Source organism: Sunxiuqinia elliptica (genome assembly GCF_900113005.1).
In the GTDB taxonomy this organism is placed as follows: domain Bacteria; phylum Bacteroidota; class Bacteroidia; order Bacteroidales; family Prolixibacteraceae; genus Sunxiuqinia; species Sunxiuqinia elliptica.
This window is the reverse complement of the sequence record NZ_FONW01000002.1, coordinates 669657-687029: the sequence shown is the minus strand read 5'-3', so window position 1 is coordinate 687029 and position 17373 is coordinate 669657. Positions and strand designations below refer to the sequence as shown.

At 41.2% G+C, this 17373-nt stretch carries 19 protein-coding genes; 8 read left to right on the top strand and 11 right to left on the bottom strand.

Going from position 1 to position 17373, the window contains the following annotated elements:
* Window positions 1–3 precede the first annotated feature (3 nt).
* The 4 genes from BM156_RS20675 to BM156_RS07665 all read right to left on the bottom strand — a co-directional run bounded on the left by BM156_RS20675 (window position 4) and on the right by BM156_RS07665 (window position 5366).
* The gene (locus BM156_RS20675) at window positions 4–144 is read right to left on the bottom strand and encodes a hypothetical protein (RefSeq protein WP_170846888.1); all 141 of its coding nucleotides are present in this window, start codon (window positions 142–144) and stop codon (window positions 4–6) included.
* Window positions 145–345: 201 nt separating this feature from the next.
* Window positions 346–1332, bottom strand: a complete 987-nt coding sequence (locus tag BM156_RS07675) for a mechanosensitive ion channel family protein (RefSeq protein ID WP_093919241.1) — start codon at window positions 1330–1332, stop codon at window positions 346–348.
* Window positions 1333–1334: 2 nt separating this feature from the next.
* The gene (locus BM156_RS07670; RefSeq protein WP_093919240.1) at window positions 1335–4211 is read right to left on the bottom strand and encodes a P-loop NTPase family protein; all 2877 of its coding nucleotides are present in this window, start codon (window positions 4209–4211) and stop codon (window positions 1335–1337) included.
* Between the two features lie 105 nt (window positions 4212–4316).
* The gene (locus tag BM156_RS07665; RefSeq protein WP_093919239.1) at window positions 4317–5366 is read right to left on the bottom strand and encodes a M20 family metallo-hydrolase; all 1050 of its coding nucleotides are present in this window, start codon (window positions 5364–5366) and stop codon (window positions 4317–4319) included.
* Between the two features lie 182 nt (window positions 5367–5548).
* Here BM156_RS07665 and BM156_RS07660 point away from each other — a divergent pair, with 182 nt between their 5' ends.
* From BM156_RS07660 to BM156_RS07635, 6 genes are read left to right on the top strand one after another with little or no spacing between them, the layout of a single operon-like run.
* Entirely contained in the window at window positions 5549–5848 is a 300-nt protein-coding gene (locus tag BM156_RS07660) for an ArsR/SmtB family transcription factor (protein WP_093919238.1), read from the top strand.
* 54 nt (window positions 5849–5902) lie between these two features.
* Entirely contained in the window at window positions 5903–6142 is a 240-nt protein-coding gene (locus BM156_RS07655; protein ID WP_093919237.1) for a thioredoxin family protein, read from the top strand.
* A 40-nt stretch (window positions 6143–6182) separates the two neighbouring features.
* On the top strand, window positions 6183–6569 hold the full coding sequence (locus tag BM156_RS07650) for a nitrophenyl compound nitroreductase subunit ArsF family protein (protein ID WP_093919236.1): 387 nt from the start codon (window positions 6183–6185) through the stop codon (window positions 6567–6569).
* A 2-nt stretch (window positions 6570–6571) separates the two neighbouring features.
* Entirely contained in the window at window positions 6572–7270 is a 699-nt protein-coding gene (locus BM156_RS07645; protein ID WP_093919235.1) for an aromatic aminobenezylarsenical efflux permease ArsG family transporter, read from the top strand.
* Entirely contained in the window at window positions 7270–8292 is a 1023-nt protein-coding gene (locus tag BM156_RS07640) for a permease (protein WP_093919234.1), read from the top strand. Before BM156_RS07645 ends, BM156_RS07640 begins: the two co-directional genes overlap by 1 nt.
* 12 nt (window positions 8293–8304) lie before the next feature.
* Entirely contained in the window at window positions 8305–8682 is a 378-nt protein-coding gene (locus BM156_RS07635) for a putative zinc-binding protein (RefSeq protein ID WP_093919233.1), read from the top strand.
* 425 nt (window positions 8683–9107) lie between these two features.
* Here BM156_RS07635 and BM156_RS07630 read toward each other — a convergent pair whose 3' ends face one another.
* The 4 genes from BM156_RS07630 to BM156_RS07615 form a co-directional block, all read right to left on the bottom strand.
* Window positions 9108–9473, bottom strand: a complete 366-nt coding sequence (locus tag BM156_RS07630) for a hypothetical protein (RefSeq protein WP_093919232.1) — start codon at window positions 9471–9473, stop codon at window positions 9108–9110.
* Between the two features lie 166 nt (window positions 9474–9639).
* Window positions 9640–10443, bottom strand: coding sequence for a hypothetical protein (locus BM156_RS07625; protein ID WP_093919231.1), 804 nt, complete (start codon window positions 10441–10443; stop codon window positions 9640–9642).
* A gap of 5 nt (window positions 10444–10448) precedes the next feature.
* The gene (locus BM156_RS07620) at window positions 10449–10880 is read right to left on the bottom strand and encodes a tail fiber domain-containing protein (RefSeq protein ID WP_262987305.1); all 432 of its coding nucleotides are present in this window, start codon (window positions 10878–10880) and stop codon (window positions 10449–10451) included.
* Window positions 10880–11410, bottom strand: coding sequence for an REP-associated tyrosine transposase (locus BM156_RS07615; RefSeq protein WP_093919229.1), 531 nt, complete (start codon window positions 11408–11410; stop codon window positions 10880–10882). The genes BM156_RS07620 and BM156_RS07615 overlap by 1 nt, the downstream gene beginning before the upstream one ends.
* Window positions 11411–11461: 51 nt before the next feature.
* Between BM156_RS07615 and BM156_RS07610 the strand changes: the two genes are divergently transcribed.
* The gene (locus BM156_RS07610; RefSeq protein WP_139218229.1) at window positions 11462–11677 is read left to right on the top strand and encodes a hypothetical protein; all 216 of its coding nucleotides are present in this window, start codon (window positions 11462–11464) and stop codon (window positions 11675–11677) included.
* A 74-nt stretch (window positions 11678–11751) separates the two neighbouring features.
* Here BM156_RS07610 and BM156_RS07605 read toward each other — a convergent pair whose 3' ends face one another.
* The 3 genes from BM156_RS07605 to BM156_RS07595 form a co-directional block, all read right to left on the bottom strand.
* Window positions 11752–13776 (bottom strand): protein-disulfide reductase DsbD family protein, encoded by a 2025-nt coding sequence (locus tag BM156_RS07605; RefSeq protein WP_093919227.1) that lies wholly within the window; start codon window positions 13774–13776, stop codon window positions 11752–11754.
* Between the two features lie 218 nt (window positions 13777–13994).
* Entirely contained in the window at window positions 13995–15545 is a 1551-nt protein-coding gene (locus BM156_RS07600; protein WP_093919226.1) for an Rne/Rng family ribonuclease, read from the bottom strand.
* Between the two features lie 227 nt (window positions 15546–15772).
* Entirely contained in the window at window positions 15773–16060 is a 288-nt protein-coding gene (locus BM156_RS07595) for an HU family DNA-binding protein (protein ID WP_093919225.1), read from the bottom strand.
* Between the two features lie 143 nt (window positions 16061–16203).
* On the opposite strand from BM156_RS07595, the gene mutY reads away from it, so the two are divergent.
* Window positions 16204–17253, top strand: coding sequence for an A/G-specific adenine glycosylase (gene mutY, locus BM156_RS07590; protein WP_093919224.1), 1050 nt, complete (start codon window positions 16204–16206; stop codon window positions 17251–17253).
* Window positions 17254–17373 lie beyond the last annotated feature (120 nt).

Here is a 17373-nt window from a genome sequence, read left to right as displayed (position 1 = left end):
AGCCTAGCCTCCAAGATTTTTCCCTTGCTGCATGGCTGCGGCAAGCAAGCGACGAAAATTTCCTGCCTGCCGCACGGCTGCGGGAAGCAAACCACAAAAGTTTCTGGCTTGCTGCACGGCTGCAGCAACCCAATAATCAACCAATTACATCATTTTTTAGAAAAAACGGGCACTACCTACCCGAGCCTGAAAAAATGACCTGAAGCAATAGATCTGCCACCAGTGACAACAAAATAAAGGAAGGCTTACGGGGACTTCTAAAAATTCCCCATAATTTAAGTAATCGGACTCTTATGTTATACTTTTGGATGATTTTCGTTTTTGAATCGAATCTTAAGCATTTTTCTAAATTGAAATTTCGGGATCGAGAATACCAGCCTGAAGCAAATCACGGATAACGATCTCAGTCATCTCACTCTTAAAAAGAAACTCATACCGAATATCCATCACGTAAGCCTTCAGCCGCATTTTATAACAAAGCTTATCGTGCTTAATTTCGTTGAAAAACAGAACAGCGATTGGCTTGGCGAGGTAAACAAACTTGGAGGTTTGCGCCGCTTCCATGGCAATCTCCCGAACCTTAACGGTATCAATGGTGATCGGAAGATAGATTTCAGCCACCACCTGGCAATTGGATTCTCCGGAGTTGGCATTGGAAATCGGCTGATTAAGCAGTTCTCCGTTAGGCAAGGTCACCAACGAGTCGTCAGCCGTTTGAATACGCGTTGACCGCAAGGACATGTCCAGCACTTCTCCGTAAACACTCCCCACTTCAATTTTATCTCCCACCTTAAACGGACGATCAATCAGAATAACGAAACCCCCAAAAATATTCTTCAACAAGTCTTGAGCAGCAAAACCAACAGCCACCCCAATAGAAGCCCCAAAGGCAATGAGCGACTGCACCGGAGGATTGAAAATACCGCGGATGATAATATAACTCACAATCAGCCAGCTAACAATTTTAACAATCGGCAAAATGGCCTTTCCTTTGATCCGCCGTTCGGCATTTTTCTCGCTCCAGGCTTCGATGCTCCGCGACAAAAACCGGATAACAAAATAAGCCACAAGAAAAAAGACGCCTGCCCAAAACAATTTGGCGAATGAAAAAATCTCCTTCAGCTCAACAGCAGGAATACTTTCAATGGTCTTTTTCAAGCGGCTGTCTCCACTTTCAATCGTATCAGCAACTGCTGGAGCTGCCTGCTGAACCGTTACCTGCAAGGTATCCGGCAATTGCAAAACCTGCGAAGTTGTATCAGCAGCTTCTGCCCAACTGCAAAAAGCCACAAGCATCACCAAACTAATCAAGATTCCAATTTTCTTGCACATAACTAATAAATAAAGTTTAATGACTTTAATTGACTCACCAGCATACGATAAACCAAGGGGTTAACCACATATATTTCGCCCTGCTTCTCCAACAAGCCATCATCAGTCAACACCATGAGCATGCGAAAACTCTCCTCCTTGGAGCACCTAAAAATACGCGAATGCTCATCAAGGCCAAGCCCACCATGAATCAGAATACTGTGCAGGCTGGTTATCTCCGGAGTTTTTAGCGAATTCAAAAAACTAAAATTCAAGCGTTTCTGCTGAATGGTGATTACACCGTCTTCCACTTCCCGAATCCCCCTCAGCCAATAAATAAAGGCCAGGCTTAAATTGGATTGCGCATGTTGCCATAAATTTTCAAAAAAGTAAGCTTTCAAAACTTCCTGTTGCTCCTCTTCACTCATTTTCTGATAATTTCGCTTAGGCACAAAGTGATCTGGCGGCAAAAACTTCAAAGAAAAGCCACTCAATTGGTGACGTTTTAAAATTGCTTCGCGCAGCAAGTCGGAAGGAACATCTCCAAACTCAATCACGTAGGCAAAATAGCCCGAAATACTGTTGGTATAATCCAGCAATTTCCAGCTGTATCGGTAACAACTGGTGATCCAAAACAGCTTGCTATTGGTTTGACTCACCAGCTTAAACAGCTGCATTAAATTTCCAAAGTCACCACTGCTCCGCAAAAACAACTTATGAATATTTTCAAGCACGACAATCTGAGGCTCTTCTTTATTCAGAATCTCACGAATTAAATCGTCAACAGAACTAAAATTGATCGATGGAAAAGCATTCCGAAAAAAGCTCAACATGGCTTTCTCATCCAACAAATTCGCTCGAATAGCCAAGCGTTTTACCGGAAGTTTATTTTGAATTGATTTCTCAAAGAAATTCAAGATCGTTGTTGTTCCACTCCCCTGCTCACCCACAATGCAAACAGGTGAGAAACGCCCGGTTTGCCAGCTCGAAAAAGCGTCCTCCAAGCGCTTAACCTCTGCTCGCCGTGGCAGATAAAATCGCTCTTCTGTCAAGGGGACATTTTCAAACAGCTTTTGGTACATGAGCGGCAAACGCGCAATGGCCTGTCGGGTTTCTGAAAGATAATTGGACAACTCCGTACTGATGGGCGCCTTCTCATAAGAAATACCCAGTAAGTTTCGTAGGTTGAAATAGCGACTATAAGACGCAGCATAGAACGACTTTAACCACTTAAATGAGTGCTTCATCTTCTTCAGAGACACATCCAGTGCCTCTTTTGCCTGAGCTTTACGCCTGGCAATAAGTGCCCGCCGCTGATTATTCTTTTCCGACTGATGTAAGCGGTGTGGCTCAAAGTATTGCAACACCAACTCGGCAAAAACCTGCCCCATCCCTGCAAACGATTCTCGCGTTAACTGCCCCATGGAAGCCAGCACACCAAGAGCTTCATCCGACTTTTTTACCGTTCGCTTAAGACCTTCCGTTAACTCTTCTGCGGCTTTCTCGTCCTGCTTATGCGAAAAATAAAAATCAACACTGTAATCGGCTGCATACTTGATTTCCTCCAGGCTAGTGGTCAACTTTTGCAGCAAGCGCATCAAATCTTTTTGGTGTGTCGCAAATTCGTCCTTCAGCGGCGCTAAAACACTGCCCTGCAACAGTACACGAGTTTGAACCGGATGAAATGAATTCGAGCTAATTCTTTTCCCATCAAAAACCGGTGCGGCAAACTGATGTAATTCAGGGCCAGAACCAATGGCTTGCTCCAATTCAATCATCGGACGCATAAAAAGCGCATCGAGCTTACTTTGAAAAACCAGCTGGGTGAGTTCCGGCACCTTCTGGCTAACAAACGAGCGGATTTCCTGAACCTTCTCAGCCTCTTCCCACTCCTTCTCATTGCGGTTGGCAAATATGGTAAGCTGCTTCTTCAGTTCAATAAAAGCAGGCTTTAGTCCCTGATCAAGCTGTTGCTTCAGAGCTCCGCCCTGTGACTCAGCCTGCTCTTTCAGCTTAAAAATCAACGTACGATTATGGAGCTTCAAACGCCAATGCTCCCCCAAGGCAAAAAACACCAACTGTTGACCTACTGACAATTGAGCCAGCCGATGAAGAACTTTCTGCTGAAGCTTTTTCGTCCTTTTAATCTTGAGTTTAGCCTTTGGAAACTCGATCGTTCCCGCTATTTTACGATGTACCTCAAACTCCTCATCCATCTCGGCCTCAACCGTGGCAAAAAACCTTTCAATATCAGTCTGGTCTGCCTTTAAATCCTCCCGAACCTGAGCCACGGTCACCTCAAAATTAACCGCCTCCCCTTTCAGAAAACGAAACTTCTCCAACTCACGATCCAGCACATACAACTGGCGGATTCGAATTTCCCGGTTCTGCAATAACTGCTCGTAAAACGGAAGCAGTCGCTCATAAAACAAAGTCAGGTAAACGTAATCGGCCAAAGCGGCTTCCTCAAGCACATGCTTCCAGTAAGTTTTCGCTCTCTTCTCCTTCCTGAAAAGATTTGTTGCAGCAATTGTCAGCCAATCCAGCTTTAACAACCAACGTTTTCCCATCTTCAGCAAACGCACCTTTGACGAATTGCCTTTTTGAGCATAAAAGCGTTCTGCCTCCTGCGTTTCAACCTTTAGTTGCTCAAAGCCCACCAAATTTGCCTGCAGTTCTAAAATTTGATCTTCAGGCAGTTCTCCCGAATTCGGATGCATCTGATTCAATTCATTATTCAACAAATTGCTCAGTTGCGAAGTATATTCGGCATAAATGGAAAGATCACCATCAGCAAGCGGATTTTTCCCAAAGCGCTCTAACAAAGCCTCTTCAAGATGAAGCGACTTCATCAGGCTAGCTTTCACTGACTGATATTTCTGAGGAGAGTTAGTCGTCATATTTTTTATCTATCACTTTTCAAACAATCAAACAAAACTAAAAGCTACGGTTTGTTAATGTATTTTCAGCAACTCATCTCCACAAAGCATTCCAAAACTTGTTGCTCATCTTAACCTAAGCCCGTCAAGCAGCGACACGTATGTCTTAAACCCTTCTTTCAATTCTGAAATCAGAATATATTCATCAGCTGTATGAGAACGGGCACTATCTCCGGGACCAATTTTAATGGATCGGAATGGCATCACCGCTTGATCTGAAGTGGTTGGCGAACCATAATAAGTCAATCCCAAATCCATGCCTCTTTTGACAATCGGGTGGTCAAGTTCAATCCCAGAAGAGTTTAATCGGAATGAGCGTGCCTTCACTTCTGAACCAATCAACGAATCAATAATCTCAAAAGCTTTCTGATTCGAATAATGCTCATTGGTACGCACATCCACCACAAACGAGCACTGGTCCGGCACCACATTGTGCTGGTAGCCCGCATTGATTTGTGTTATGGAAAGCTTCACTTCACCCAAAACTTCTGAGGTCTTTTCAAACTGGTAATCACGCAGTTTCTGAATATCCTCAATGCCCTTGTACAAAGCACTTTCGCCTTCGTTACGAGCTGCATGCCCCGTTTTTCCATGAGCCACACAGTCCAACACCATCAAGCCTTTTTCGGCAATGGCCATTTGCATTTGCGTAGGCTCACCCACAAGGGCCAAATCAATGTCCCCAAGTTCGTCAATCAAGCTTTCCATTCCGTTTGGTCCGGAAATTTCCTCTTCGGCCGAAGCGGCATAAATCAGGTTATAGGGAAGCTTATCCTGCGAATTAAAATGAATAAATACCGCCAGCAAAGTCACCAGTGAAGCACCGGCATCGTTACTTCCCAGCCCGTACAAGTAATCTCCTTCCAACAAAGCCCCAAACGGATCTTTGGTCCAGTTCTTTCCAGGACGAACCGTATCGACATGTGAATTCAGCAGAACCACCGGCAAGCCTTCTTGCCAGTTTTGGTTTCTGGCCCAGGTATTATTCTTCTTTGTTTCGAATGGAATGTTGTGACTACGCAACACGTTCCGAACAAGTTCTGCAGCGGGTTCCTCTTCTTTACTAAATGATTGTGTTTGTATCAATTGCTTTAAAAGCTCAATATATGCGTCCATGTTTTTTAGTTTCGTGTTTAAAGTTCCTGAATTCCACGTTTCCTAACGTTTCCAAAGCGTCACATGTTCTTTAATGCTCATTAAAAATAAACTTTTTTTGGCCTGACTCGTGAAAAAAACGGAAATATGAAAAACGGATACACGATAAATTAATATCTTTGTTCGTAATTTAACGAACAGCGATGCCAATAAAAGACATTATAACCGAAGAACAACGCATGGCAGCCCGCTACGCCAAAGCCATGGGACATCCGATCAGGATGTACATTCTTGAATTGCTGACCAAGCAAGCGTGCTGTTACAGTGGCGACCTTTCCGAGATTTTGCCCATTGCAAAATCGACCCTCTCGCAACATTTGAAAGAATTAAAAGATGCTGGCCTAATTCAGGGAGAAATTGAAGCTCCCAAAATTAAGTATTGTATCAATCGTGAAAATTGGGCCAAGGCCAAACAATTGTTTCAAACATTTTACGGAATATAAAAAATTTTGATCAACAAGTTCGTATTTCTACGAACAACGAATAAAGTAAAAACCATGGATATAAAAGTATTAGGAACCGGTTGCAGCAAATGCAAAACAGTTGAAAAAACAGTACAAGAAGCTGTACAAGAGATGGGAATTGAAGCTAAGATTGAAAAAGTTGAAGACATGTTAAAGATTATGCAGTATGGTGTTATGCGCACACCTGCCATTGTCATCAACGAACAAGTGGTCATGAGCGGACAAGCCCCTTCAAAAAAAGAAGTTATAGAACTAATCAATTCGAACAAGTAAACCACCATTCACCAAACTAAAAAACCAAAATCACCGTATCATGAAAACAACAATCCTTTGCCTGCTCCTACTTGTTGGCATCAGCGCTACCGCTCAAAAAGAGGCAGCTACAGCCCCAAAAGCAACAGACAAAATTGAAGCTTACTATTTCCACAACACCCGTAGATGTGCGACCTGCAAAGCTGTAGAAGCCGTATCGCAGGAAGCCTTAAAAACACTTGACATTCAGCTCAAATCCTTAAATATTGAAGAAGACGCAAACAAATCGCTTGCCCAAAAGGTGGGAGCTGCCGGACAAGCCCTGATTCTATCCAATGGGACCAAATCCATTGATCTGACCAGCAAAGGTTTTATGTATGCCCGAAGCAATCCGGACAAACTGAAAGAAGCCATTCAGAAAGCGGTTAAGGAATTACAAGCTCAGTAAGCATGGATTTTCTGCAAACCATACTGGAGAACACACAATACACTGCACTTTCAGCCCTCATTTTAGGGTTGATGACTGCACTAAGTCCCTGCCCAATGGCAACCAACATCACTGCTATCGGCTTTTTGGGAAAAGATATCAGTTCACGCAGCCGGGTGTTTACCAATGGCCTGATCTATACTTTGGGCCGCGCTTTTGCCTACACCTCCTTGGCAACGATTCTTTTCCTGGGAGCGGATCAGTTTCAAATTTCCCTGCTTTTTCAGCAATATGGTGAAAAGATTCTAGGCCCCCTGCTCATTTTCATCGGGCTGGTTATGTTGGGAATTATTCCACTGAAGCTTCCTGGCTTAAACAAGTTGGCCAAACACTTTGAACAGCAAGAGCGCAAAAGCTTTCTGGACGTATTTCTTCTGGGAGTTCTATTTGCCCTGGCTTTTTGTCCCTACAGTGCCGTCCTATTTTTCGGTATGCTCATTCCGCTGACCATTCAATCCACATCAGGATTAATACTCCCGATCATCTTTGCAATTGCAACAGCACTTCCTGTTATCCTTTTTGCATGGATAATAGCCTTTGCCGTTTCCAAAGTAGGAGCAATTTACAGCGGACTGAAAACAATCGAAATTTGGTTTAGAAAAATTATCGCTACGCTTTTTGTTGGCGTAGGAGTTTATTACGTAATAATTACTTGGTTTTAATGAAAAAGTCGAACTTACTCCTCTTGTTGCTATTGCTGCCAATATGGGTAATCACCTATTTAAACCTGCAGCCAATAGCCGACTGGCTAACCTATGGTGTATTGAACCTGAACCCGGATAGCCATTTTGCTCAGTCACTCAACTTCTTTGTTTTTGAAGTCCCCAAAGTGATGCTGCTTTTAGTACTCATCATCTTTATCATTGGGATTGTACGAAGCTATTTTTCAGCCGAAAAAACCCGAAAGGCACTGGAAGGCAAATCTCTTTTCACGGGCAATATCATGGCTGCCTTATTGGGAATTGTTACCCCATTTTGCTCCTGCTCCGCAATTCCGCTTTTTCTGGGTTTTGTTGAAGCAGGAATCCCTATTGGTGTAACGTTCTCCTTTTTGATTGCCGCCCCTATCATTAACGAAGTTGCCCTGGTATTGCTGATTGGCTTAGTCGGCTGGAAAGTGGCTGTCATCTACGTTATTACCGGGTTGATCGTGGCCATACTGGCTGGTTTTATCATCGAAAAGCTACAACTTCAACACTATGTTGCTGATTGGGTTTACCAAGTAAAGTCGGGCCAACAACAGATCGAAGAGAAAGCACCAACAGCGGAGCAACGCATTCAAGCCGGATGGAACTCAGTCAAAGAAATTGTTGGCAAAATCTGGATCTACGTAATCATAGGAATTGCCATTGGAGCCGGTGCTCATGGCTATGTTCCCGACAACTTTTTATCGGAAGCCTTAGGAAGTCAAAACTGGTATTCTGTTCCACTTGCAATTGTGGTTGGCATCCCTCTTTATTCCAATGCCGCCGGAATTATCCCCATCGTTAGTGTGCTCCTCGAAAAAGGAGTTTCACTGGGAACGGCACTGGCCTTTATGATGTCAGTCATCGGCCTCTCACTACCTGAAATCATCATTCTAAAGAAGGTTCTCAAATGGCAGCTGATTGCCGTTTTTGTTGGCGTGGTGGCTTTAGGAATTGTTTTAGTTGGATTCACATTCAACTACCTCATTTTTACCTAAAAAACCAAAAGCATGAATGAAGGAAAATGCTCATGCGACAATCAAACTTCCCAAACCGTTTTTGCCTGCTCAGGTGCCGCTGACTTGGGTCAACTTTCGGACTTGGTAGCTCGCAGAATGCACCTGCAAGGTGATCGCCAAATGAAATGCCTGGCATTTATTGGTGCCGGCATCGACTCCATGATCAATTCGGTTCGGGACTCAGACATGTTAATTATTGATGGTTGCCCGCTCGACTGTGGCAAACTCACCATGGAACGCAACCAATTAACCAACTACACCCATATCCGGCTAACTGACTTGGGTTTTATCAAGGGAGAAACTCCTGCTAACCCAAAGCATGTTGAAGAAGCTTACTGCCGGATACGCAAGGCCCTCAAATCAAACTAAGCAACAAAAAAGCGGCTAAAGCATTGCATGGCGCAATTTGCTTTAGCCGCTTTTTCGTCAATGACAATAGAGATTATTGCTGTTTCTTAAACTCTTCCGCTGACGCCGATTTGCAATCGGTGTCTTGCCCAGCAGGGCAAACTTTTGCTTTTACAAAGCAAGGCACGGGGCACAGACCAGCGCCAGCAAGGGGATAAAATAGTTGTCGGCAGACATTTTTAATTGAAAGGTATTAAGAAATGCTTTTCAATGCAATACGGCTGTGTATTGTCGTTACAAACGACCATCAGCTTACCCCTCGTCACCGCTAACGCTAAGACGAGGGGTAAGTGGAGCCATCCGGCAGTAGCGGACAGCTCTTTAAACTATTTGGGCTTCATACTATAGCTTATCTTCCGAACAGAGAAAATAAGAAGTATTCAAAATTAATGTTCAATTCCATAATCAAGAATAAAATTGTAAACTTCATTATTACGATAAACCTCAACATTGTAGCTTCCATAGTCTTTAAAAATTGAGTCCTTAATTTCTACAAACTCAAACAAACCACTCTTATCTAATGGAAGACGGACAACTTGTAATCCCTTCGTAGTATTAATTTTCATGGTCGGATAATTGTGATTGTCCTTATCTAAATATTTCTCAACAATAATTCCATCATATAAATCGAACTTTAACGATTTATATGCTTGATTTCTAATTTCATCATAATTTGGTCCAAAAATATTTACCAGTATGATTACTATTATTAAAGATATAACCGTAAATAAAATCTTAACACTTGTGCGCATAATTATTAGTATTGATTAATTAGCAAGCCAATCCATGGAACAGTTGGGATGACATATGTCTTTGTTTGCCATTGAGTATAACCAACATCCCCCTAGCTGGCGCCGATTTGCAATCGGTGCCTTGTCCAGCAGGCCAAACTTTTGCTTTTGCAAAGCAAGGCACGGGTCATAGACCCGCGCCAGCAAGGCGAATGAAAACAACAGACTTAGCTTCATTTGACCATTGAATTACATCAGGACAAACAACATCTTGTTGGCATGGTAAAGCCGGAGTATTTGTATGCCCGCCACTTTTTAAAATCATCCCTGAACTTTGGTCTTCATATTCTTCTTTGTATTTTTCAAAATCAATTCTATTTCCCGGCCGTCCAAGTCCATGATAATCGTATGTTACTTTATTAATGAGATAGCTTGGGGTAAAATTGACCCCCCTGGGGACAAAAAATTCAATAACCATTTTTTTATCATGCACTAAATCATATAATCCACGTTTTCTTATGCGCTCATTATCAAAATCCTTCTTAAATTCAGGTTCTGCACTCTGAATTATATACGGGATAGTTCCCGGATAAATTGATAAATAAACATGTTCTGGCAAATCAAACTTATTAATTTTAATACCTATTGCTTGAGCAGTTTCACTTTCAATGGTCATAATCCATAAAGTTCCTTCTTCTATTTCAATTCGTTTTGCATAATCCTGGAAATTTAGCAAAGAATCAATGATAAAACCACAAGCAAAGTTGCTACCTACTTCCTGATACGTTTTTACATCGTTGTATTTAAAGAATAAGGAGTCATTATCAAACGAAGGCAATACCAAGGAGTGAATCGTGTCAGTTCGCACGATATCTTTATACTTTTCTGTCAATGAATATGGAATGATTTCATCATACTCATTATAAAAGTATTGTGCTTTTACTTGCAATGCAAAAAACACAATTGTAATTATCAATAATAGTTGTTTCATAACGTTTAGTTTTTATTGGTAATTAATCCTTTTTTCGCGGCCAACTTTAAGAGCTCATCAATTTGCTCCTGTTGTTCTTTTACCGACTCAACTAAAACCGGGATTAGCCCTACATAATCAACATATTTATTACCAGCCTTGTCTTCTTCTACCAATTCCGGGAATAACGATCCCACATCCTGTGCCAAAAATCCGATTCTTGTGCGGTCCTCCTTCTTCATATTGCCCATAAGGTCAATATCAGCCTGCTCTTTCTCACTTAAATTACTATTGGTGTTGTAGGGAACTCTATCTTTATTTTTATACTTATAGCTCACACCTTTTAACTTCTTCAGTTTATCAAGCTTTTTCCCAAGAGGTTTAACATTATCTTTAAATCGTTCATCAGATGTAAGTAAAACCCCTCGCTGGCGCGCTTTTGTAAAGCGTGCCGTGATTATGTAATCACGATAACGTTAAGCATCCCGTTTTCTCCGGAATAATCAATTGCACTACTGTACATATAATGTTCTGCCTGAAAGACTAAACCTTCTTCAACCGGATTTTGATGGAGATAATTCAGCTTTTGGTCAATAACTGCATTACTCCAAAGTTCGACAGGTTTGTTGTCATTTCTCCAAAAGCGGTAACCTTCTGCTGTTTTAAATTGCTCCAGCAACCATTCTTTGCGACTTTCTCCTTGATTTTCAACAATAGCCTTAATAACTGCTTTACTGGTAAACTTCTTGAAATCCCGGAGAATATCCTGTAACAAAAAGCCTTCCTTGGCCCTTGCGATCAAATGTACATGATTGGTCATAATGCACCAAGCAAAAATCTCAAGGCCCTTATGGGCTTGGCAATAAGCCAGGTTTTCTACAAGAATATTTTTGTATTCATTCCGGGTAAAGACATCCACCCAGCCCAAAACAGCAAAAGAAACAAAATACACCCCGTCAGGATTATGAAATTTATATTTCCGACTCATTATAATTATCGCTTAATCAAAAATATAAAGAGTTTTTTGAAACGGGCAAACATGAAATACTATTTCATCGTTGGCGATAAAATCACGCGGTATTGCAAATTTGCAATCGGTGTCTTGTCCATCAAGGCAAACTTTTGCTTTTGCAAAGCAGGGCACGGGTCAAAGACCAGCGCCAGCAAGAGTTTTATCAAGGGAGAAACTCCTGCTAACCCGAAGAATATTGAAGAAGCTTGCTGCCGGATAGGCAAGGCCCTCAAATCAAACTAAGCAACAAAAAAAGCGGCTAAAGCATTGCATGGTGCAATTTGCTTCAGCCGCTTTTTCGTCAATGACAATAGAGATTATTGCCGTTTCTTAAACTCTTCCAACGCTTCATCCAGGAAGCGAACAAAATTATCTGGATTCAAGTCGTAAGCTTTTGGCTCAACCAACAGGTCTTCGTTTGTATCCATCAACACATAGTAAGGTTGTGCGTTTACACCGAAACGGGTAATCTGAAAATCAGCATATTTTTTCCCCAAGGTCTTTTTCACTTTTCCATCGTAAGAGGAAGTCACCCACTCCTCTTCCGGAAGCTTGGACTTATCATCTACATAAAGTGCAATGATGACAAAGTCATTTTTCAATCGCTCCAACACGCGAGGATCTGACCAAACGGCCGCTTCCATTTCCCGGCAATTTACACAGCCGTGCCCCGTAAAATCGATGAACACGGGTTTATTCAATGCTTTGGCACAAGCCATGCCTTGCTCAAAATCGAAGTAACCTTCCAAGCCATGAGGCAAGTGCAGGAATTCGCCAAACTTAGGCTCTTCGCAGAGTTCATTATCATCAAAATGATTGATTGCCCCACCCGTTGAGCTAACCAGTTTTACCTCATCGCGAATTATTTTATGCAGGTCAAAATCGTGTGTCGTTTGTGGTGGCAGGTAACCAGAGATCGCTTTCAACGGAGCTCCAAACATCCCGGGAACCAAATAAATCACAAAGGAGAATGTAGCAATAGCCATCATCAAACGTGGCACAGACACAAACTTGGTTTCACTATCGTGCGAGAATTTCAGTTTTCCTAAAAGGTAGAAGCCCATCAAAGTGAAAATAACGATCCACAAAGCCAGGTAAACCTCCCGGTCCAGAATTCCCCAGTGGTAAGTCTGATCGGCAATACTCAGGAATTTCAATCCAAGCGCCAGTTCCAAAAATCCCAATACCACTTTTACGGAGTTTAACCAACCACCGGACTTTGGCAGGTTGCTCAACCATCCGGGGAATAAGGCAAACAACGTAAAAGGAAGTGCAAAAGCCAAGGCAAATCCGAACATTCCAATAATGGGTTTCAAGACTTCTCCGCCAGCCGATTCAACCAAAATCGCACCGACAATTGGCCCGGTACATGAGAACGAAACCAACACCAAGGTCAGGGCCATAAAGAACGACCCCAAGAATCCACCTTTATCAACTTGTTTGTCGGACTTATTAACCAACCAACTTGGCAAGACAATCTCAAACATTCCGAAGAAAGAGAATGCAAACACCATAAAGATGATGAAGAATAGCGTATTGGGTAACCAGTGTGTACTTAACCAGTTAGCAGCATCAGGTCCAAAAAGAACGGCCACTAAGGTTCCAACAATGGTATAAATAGCAATGATTGAAAACCCATAGAAAGCTGCGTGTAACCGCGCCTTTATCTTCGATTCGCCACTGTGCATAAAGAACGAAACCGTCATCGGAATCATCGGGAAAACGCAAGGGGTAAGAATGGCTGCCAAGCCTGCTAAAAAGGAGAAAAAGAAAAACAACCACAAAGTTTCAGTCGATCCTTCTTTCCCTTTATCGGTCAACACCTTTGTTGTTTTATCCGATTCGGCTTGCTCTGCTGCTGGAGCTTCCGCCTTCGCGTCATCCGCGCCATTCAGCGAAAAAGAAAAATCAGCTTCTGTTGGAGGCAAACACGTTTCATCGTTACAACACATAAACTCTACGTAACCTGCAATTGTCAAGGGCTCATCCGTTTTTAAACGAATGGTTTGAATCAGCTCTGCCTGGCCATCAAAGTAGCGTAAATCCATCTGAAAGGTTTGATCAAACTTCTCCGTGGGTTTTGGCTTTTTCTCCAGCTCCCCAACCAATTCAAATTTTGAGGTATCTTCAAAATTGATTGACGTTGGGACAGGTCCGCCATCAGGTAACGAGGTGTCGTAAAGGTGCCAGTCATCCTCAATAGTTGCTTTAAAAATCAACTTTACTTCGTTACCGTTCTGTTTCGAGTCAAACGACCATTTGACCGGTTCCAGTATCTGCGCAAAGCTGTGAAAAGCAAACAGCAGAAAAAAGATTGAAAGAATACTTCTTTTAGTTGTCATCTCCTTATAATTAGTTTTTTATTGAAAGCCACAAAGATAAGGAGTAAAAGATTCTTCTGAAAATAGCAAATTGGCAAGAATGAGCCTCTTTTGTGGGGCGAAGGAGTTATAAATATTTTAATATCAACATATTTTAATGTCTATAAACAAAAACTGAACGATTGTTAATGTTTTCAAATAAAAAAATCCCGGATTGTAAACCCGGGATTTTTACTTTATCAAAGAATGATTTCTTCTAGATTATCGTCGAAAAAATGATATTCCAGAAAACTGTAGGAGTTCACTCCTTCAATATTTATTTTTCTGAAATACTTAAAGGCCCACCTTCTTTTTATGGAATGAATTCCTTTGGTTAAAAAAGCGGCCACATAAGGATGAACTTTCAGAGTCAGACTCTTCTTATTTAAGTCTTTAAAGATGTAGCTTACTTTGCTACTCAGTTCATCAGTAAAGAGAATTGTAGGCGTTACTTTTCCGGTGCCTTTACATGAAGGACACACTTCTGCGGTATCCACATGTTCTTCCGGTCTTACCCGTTGACGGGTGATTTGCATCAAACAAAACTTACTTAACGGCAGTATGTTATGCTTGGTACGATCAACCCCCATCGCCTCTTTCATTCGTTCATAAACCTTTTGACGGTTTGCGTTTTCATGCATATCGATAAAATCGATAACAATGATACCTCCCATGTCTCTCAGTCTTAGCTGCCTTGCTATCTCATCAGCGGCTGCCAAGTTGACTTCCAATGCGTTGGTTTCCTGATCTACTCCTGCTTTTGAACGATTGCCGCTGTTAACGTCAATCACATGAAAAGCCTCGGTATGCTCAATAATCAGGTATGCTCCGTTTTTAAATGAAACGGTTTTTCCGAATGATGCTTTAATTTGCTTGTCAACCCCAAAGTGTTCAAAAATGGGTTGACCTCCAGTATACGTTTTAACAATTTTCCGTTTTTCAGGAGCGATGGTTGCAATATAATCAGCAACATCATCAGCTACGGACGCATCATTCACAATGATGCTGTTAAAAGTTGGAGTATAAATATCTCGCAGTAATGCTGTTGTCCGGTCAATCTCTCCTACAATCAAAGACGGGGTGGTAGCCTTTTTTAGTTTTTGGAAAGTTGTTTCAAATTTGGCGACCAGTCTTTTCAATTCCTGGTCGAGCTCTGCTACCCTTTTACCTTCGGCAACAGTACGGACAATCACACCATATTTCTTCGGCCTAATACTTTGAATTAGTTTTTTCAGCCTATTTTTTTCTTCGGTTGAGCTAATCTTTTGTGACACACTCACTTTGTCACTAAAAGGCATCAACACTAAATTTCGTCCAGCTATTGAAAGCTCTGAAGTTAATCGGGGCCCTTTGGTGGAAATAGGTTCTTTGGCAATTTGAACCAAAATATTCTGGCCAGCTTTCAATACTTCTGTCACTTTACCCTCTTTATTAATATCGGGTAAGGAGTGAATTTTAGAGAGTGAAGAAATACGGTTCTTCTTGGAACTGGCAATTTTCATAAACTTGTTCAGTGTTGAAAATTGGGGTCCCATGTCGAGATAATGCAAAAATGCATCTTTTTCGTAACCAACGTCGATGAATGCAGCGTTCAAGCTCGGCATAATTTTTTTCACCTTGGCTAAATAAATATCGCCTACAGCAAATTTTGCTCCGCTTTTTTCCCTGGTAAGTTCAACTAAGCGTTTATTTTCTAATAAGGCAATAACGACTTCAGAGGGAGAGACATCAATAATTAGATCGCTACTCACAACGTTATTCTGATTTTAATTATAATTTCTCTTTTTACGCTAGTTATTAAACGGATTAAACCTAAAGCACCTCAGCACTTTAGGTTTAATCATAAATTTCTTTTTTAAGCTACTGCAAAAAGTGCCAGACTATTTCTTCTTCTTATGTCTGTTTTTGCGCAATCTTTTTTTGCGCTTATGCGTAGCCATCTTATGTCTTTTTCTTTTTTTTCCGCTTGGCATAATTCTTATTTTTTAACTTGATCTTTTACTTGAGCAACAAACGTTTTCGCTGGTTTGAAAGCAGGAATGAAGTGCTCAGGAATAATTATTGTTGTATTTTTTGAAATATTTCGTGCTGTTTTTTCTGCTCTCTTTTTCACGATAAAGCTACCAAAACCACGAAGATAAACATTTTTACCTTCAGTCAACGAGTCCTTTACAGTTTCCATAAAAGCCTCAACAGTCTTTTGCACAGTTACTTTTTCAATTCCTGTGTTCTTGCTAATTTCATTAACAATATCTGCTTTAGTCATCTCTTAAAATATTTAGTTTTCAATAAATTATATAATTCTAGCTAATCGGTCTGCAAAAATAGAAATTATTTAAAAACTTTAAACACCTCAAATGAATTATTTTTGCAATTCACCTAGATTTTAAAGCAGTTATGAGGAAAATCATGTCATATACCCCCCAGTTTTTAGCTTGGTACAAGCAAAACAAGCGCGATCTCCCTTGGCGCGAAACCACTGACCCATACGCTATCTGGCTGTCTGAAATCATTTTACAGCAAACCAGAATCGATCAAGGGTTAAATTATTATTTAAAATTTATCGAACGTTTCCCCTGTGTTATCGATTTTGCTAATGCTACAGAGGATGAAGTACTAAAAATGTGGCAAGGCTTGGGTTATTACTCTCGCGCACGCAATATGCACACCACTGCCAAAACCATTGTTTCACAGTTTCAGGGAGAATTTCCGGCGAGTTATAAGGAGTTGATGCAATTAAAAGGAGTTGGCGAATATACCGCTGCAGCCATTGCGTCAATTGCATTTAACTTGCCACACGCCGCTGTCGACGGAAATGTATACCGGGTACTATCCCGTTTATTTGGAATTGATTTACCGATTGACACTGGGCAGGGGAAAAAAGCGTTTACCCAACTGGCCAACGAACTCATCGATCATCAACATCCTGGCAACTTTAACCAAGCAGTAATGGAGTTTGGCGCAATTCAATGTACTCCCCGAAATCCGGATTGTACCATTTGCCCATTCAAACAGTCTTGCCAAGCTTACCTGAGCAATACAATTAATAAGCTTCCGGTAAAAAAAGGGAAGGTAAAAATCCGAAAACGTTATTTCAACTACCTGGTTATTGTAAGTGATAGCTCCACCTTCCTTCAAAAAAGGACACAAAATGATATTTGGAAGAACCTTTATGAATTTCCGCTGGTTGAAACCGAAAAAGAGGTCACAAGCGAAGCAGTTCTAGAACAGTTTTTCGAAACTCCTCAAACTGCAAGTAGCCTATACATTACAGACGAAACAAGTTGGAAAAAGCAAGTGCTTAGCCACCAACACATTTTTTATCGCTTTATTTACCTCAAAATTGAACGTAAAAGCGATATCCCAGCTACTTTAGTTAAGGTGAATAAAAAAGATATTTTTAACTTTGCAGTTCCCAAACCAATAGAGAAAGAACTGGAGAAAACGAATTGGCAATGACACATTCATTGTTAATGTGTTAACAAAGTCAACACAAACATTCGAAAAAAGAAATTTCTTAACTAAAATAAACTTTCAGAGGAAAGAATTTTGTAAATTTATTATTGTTTAATTCTAAAA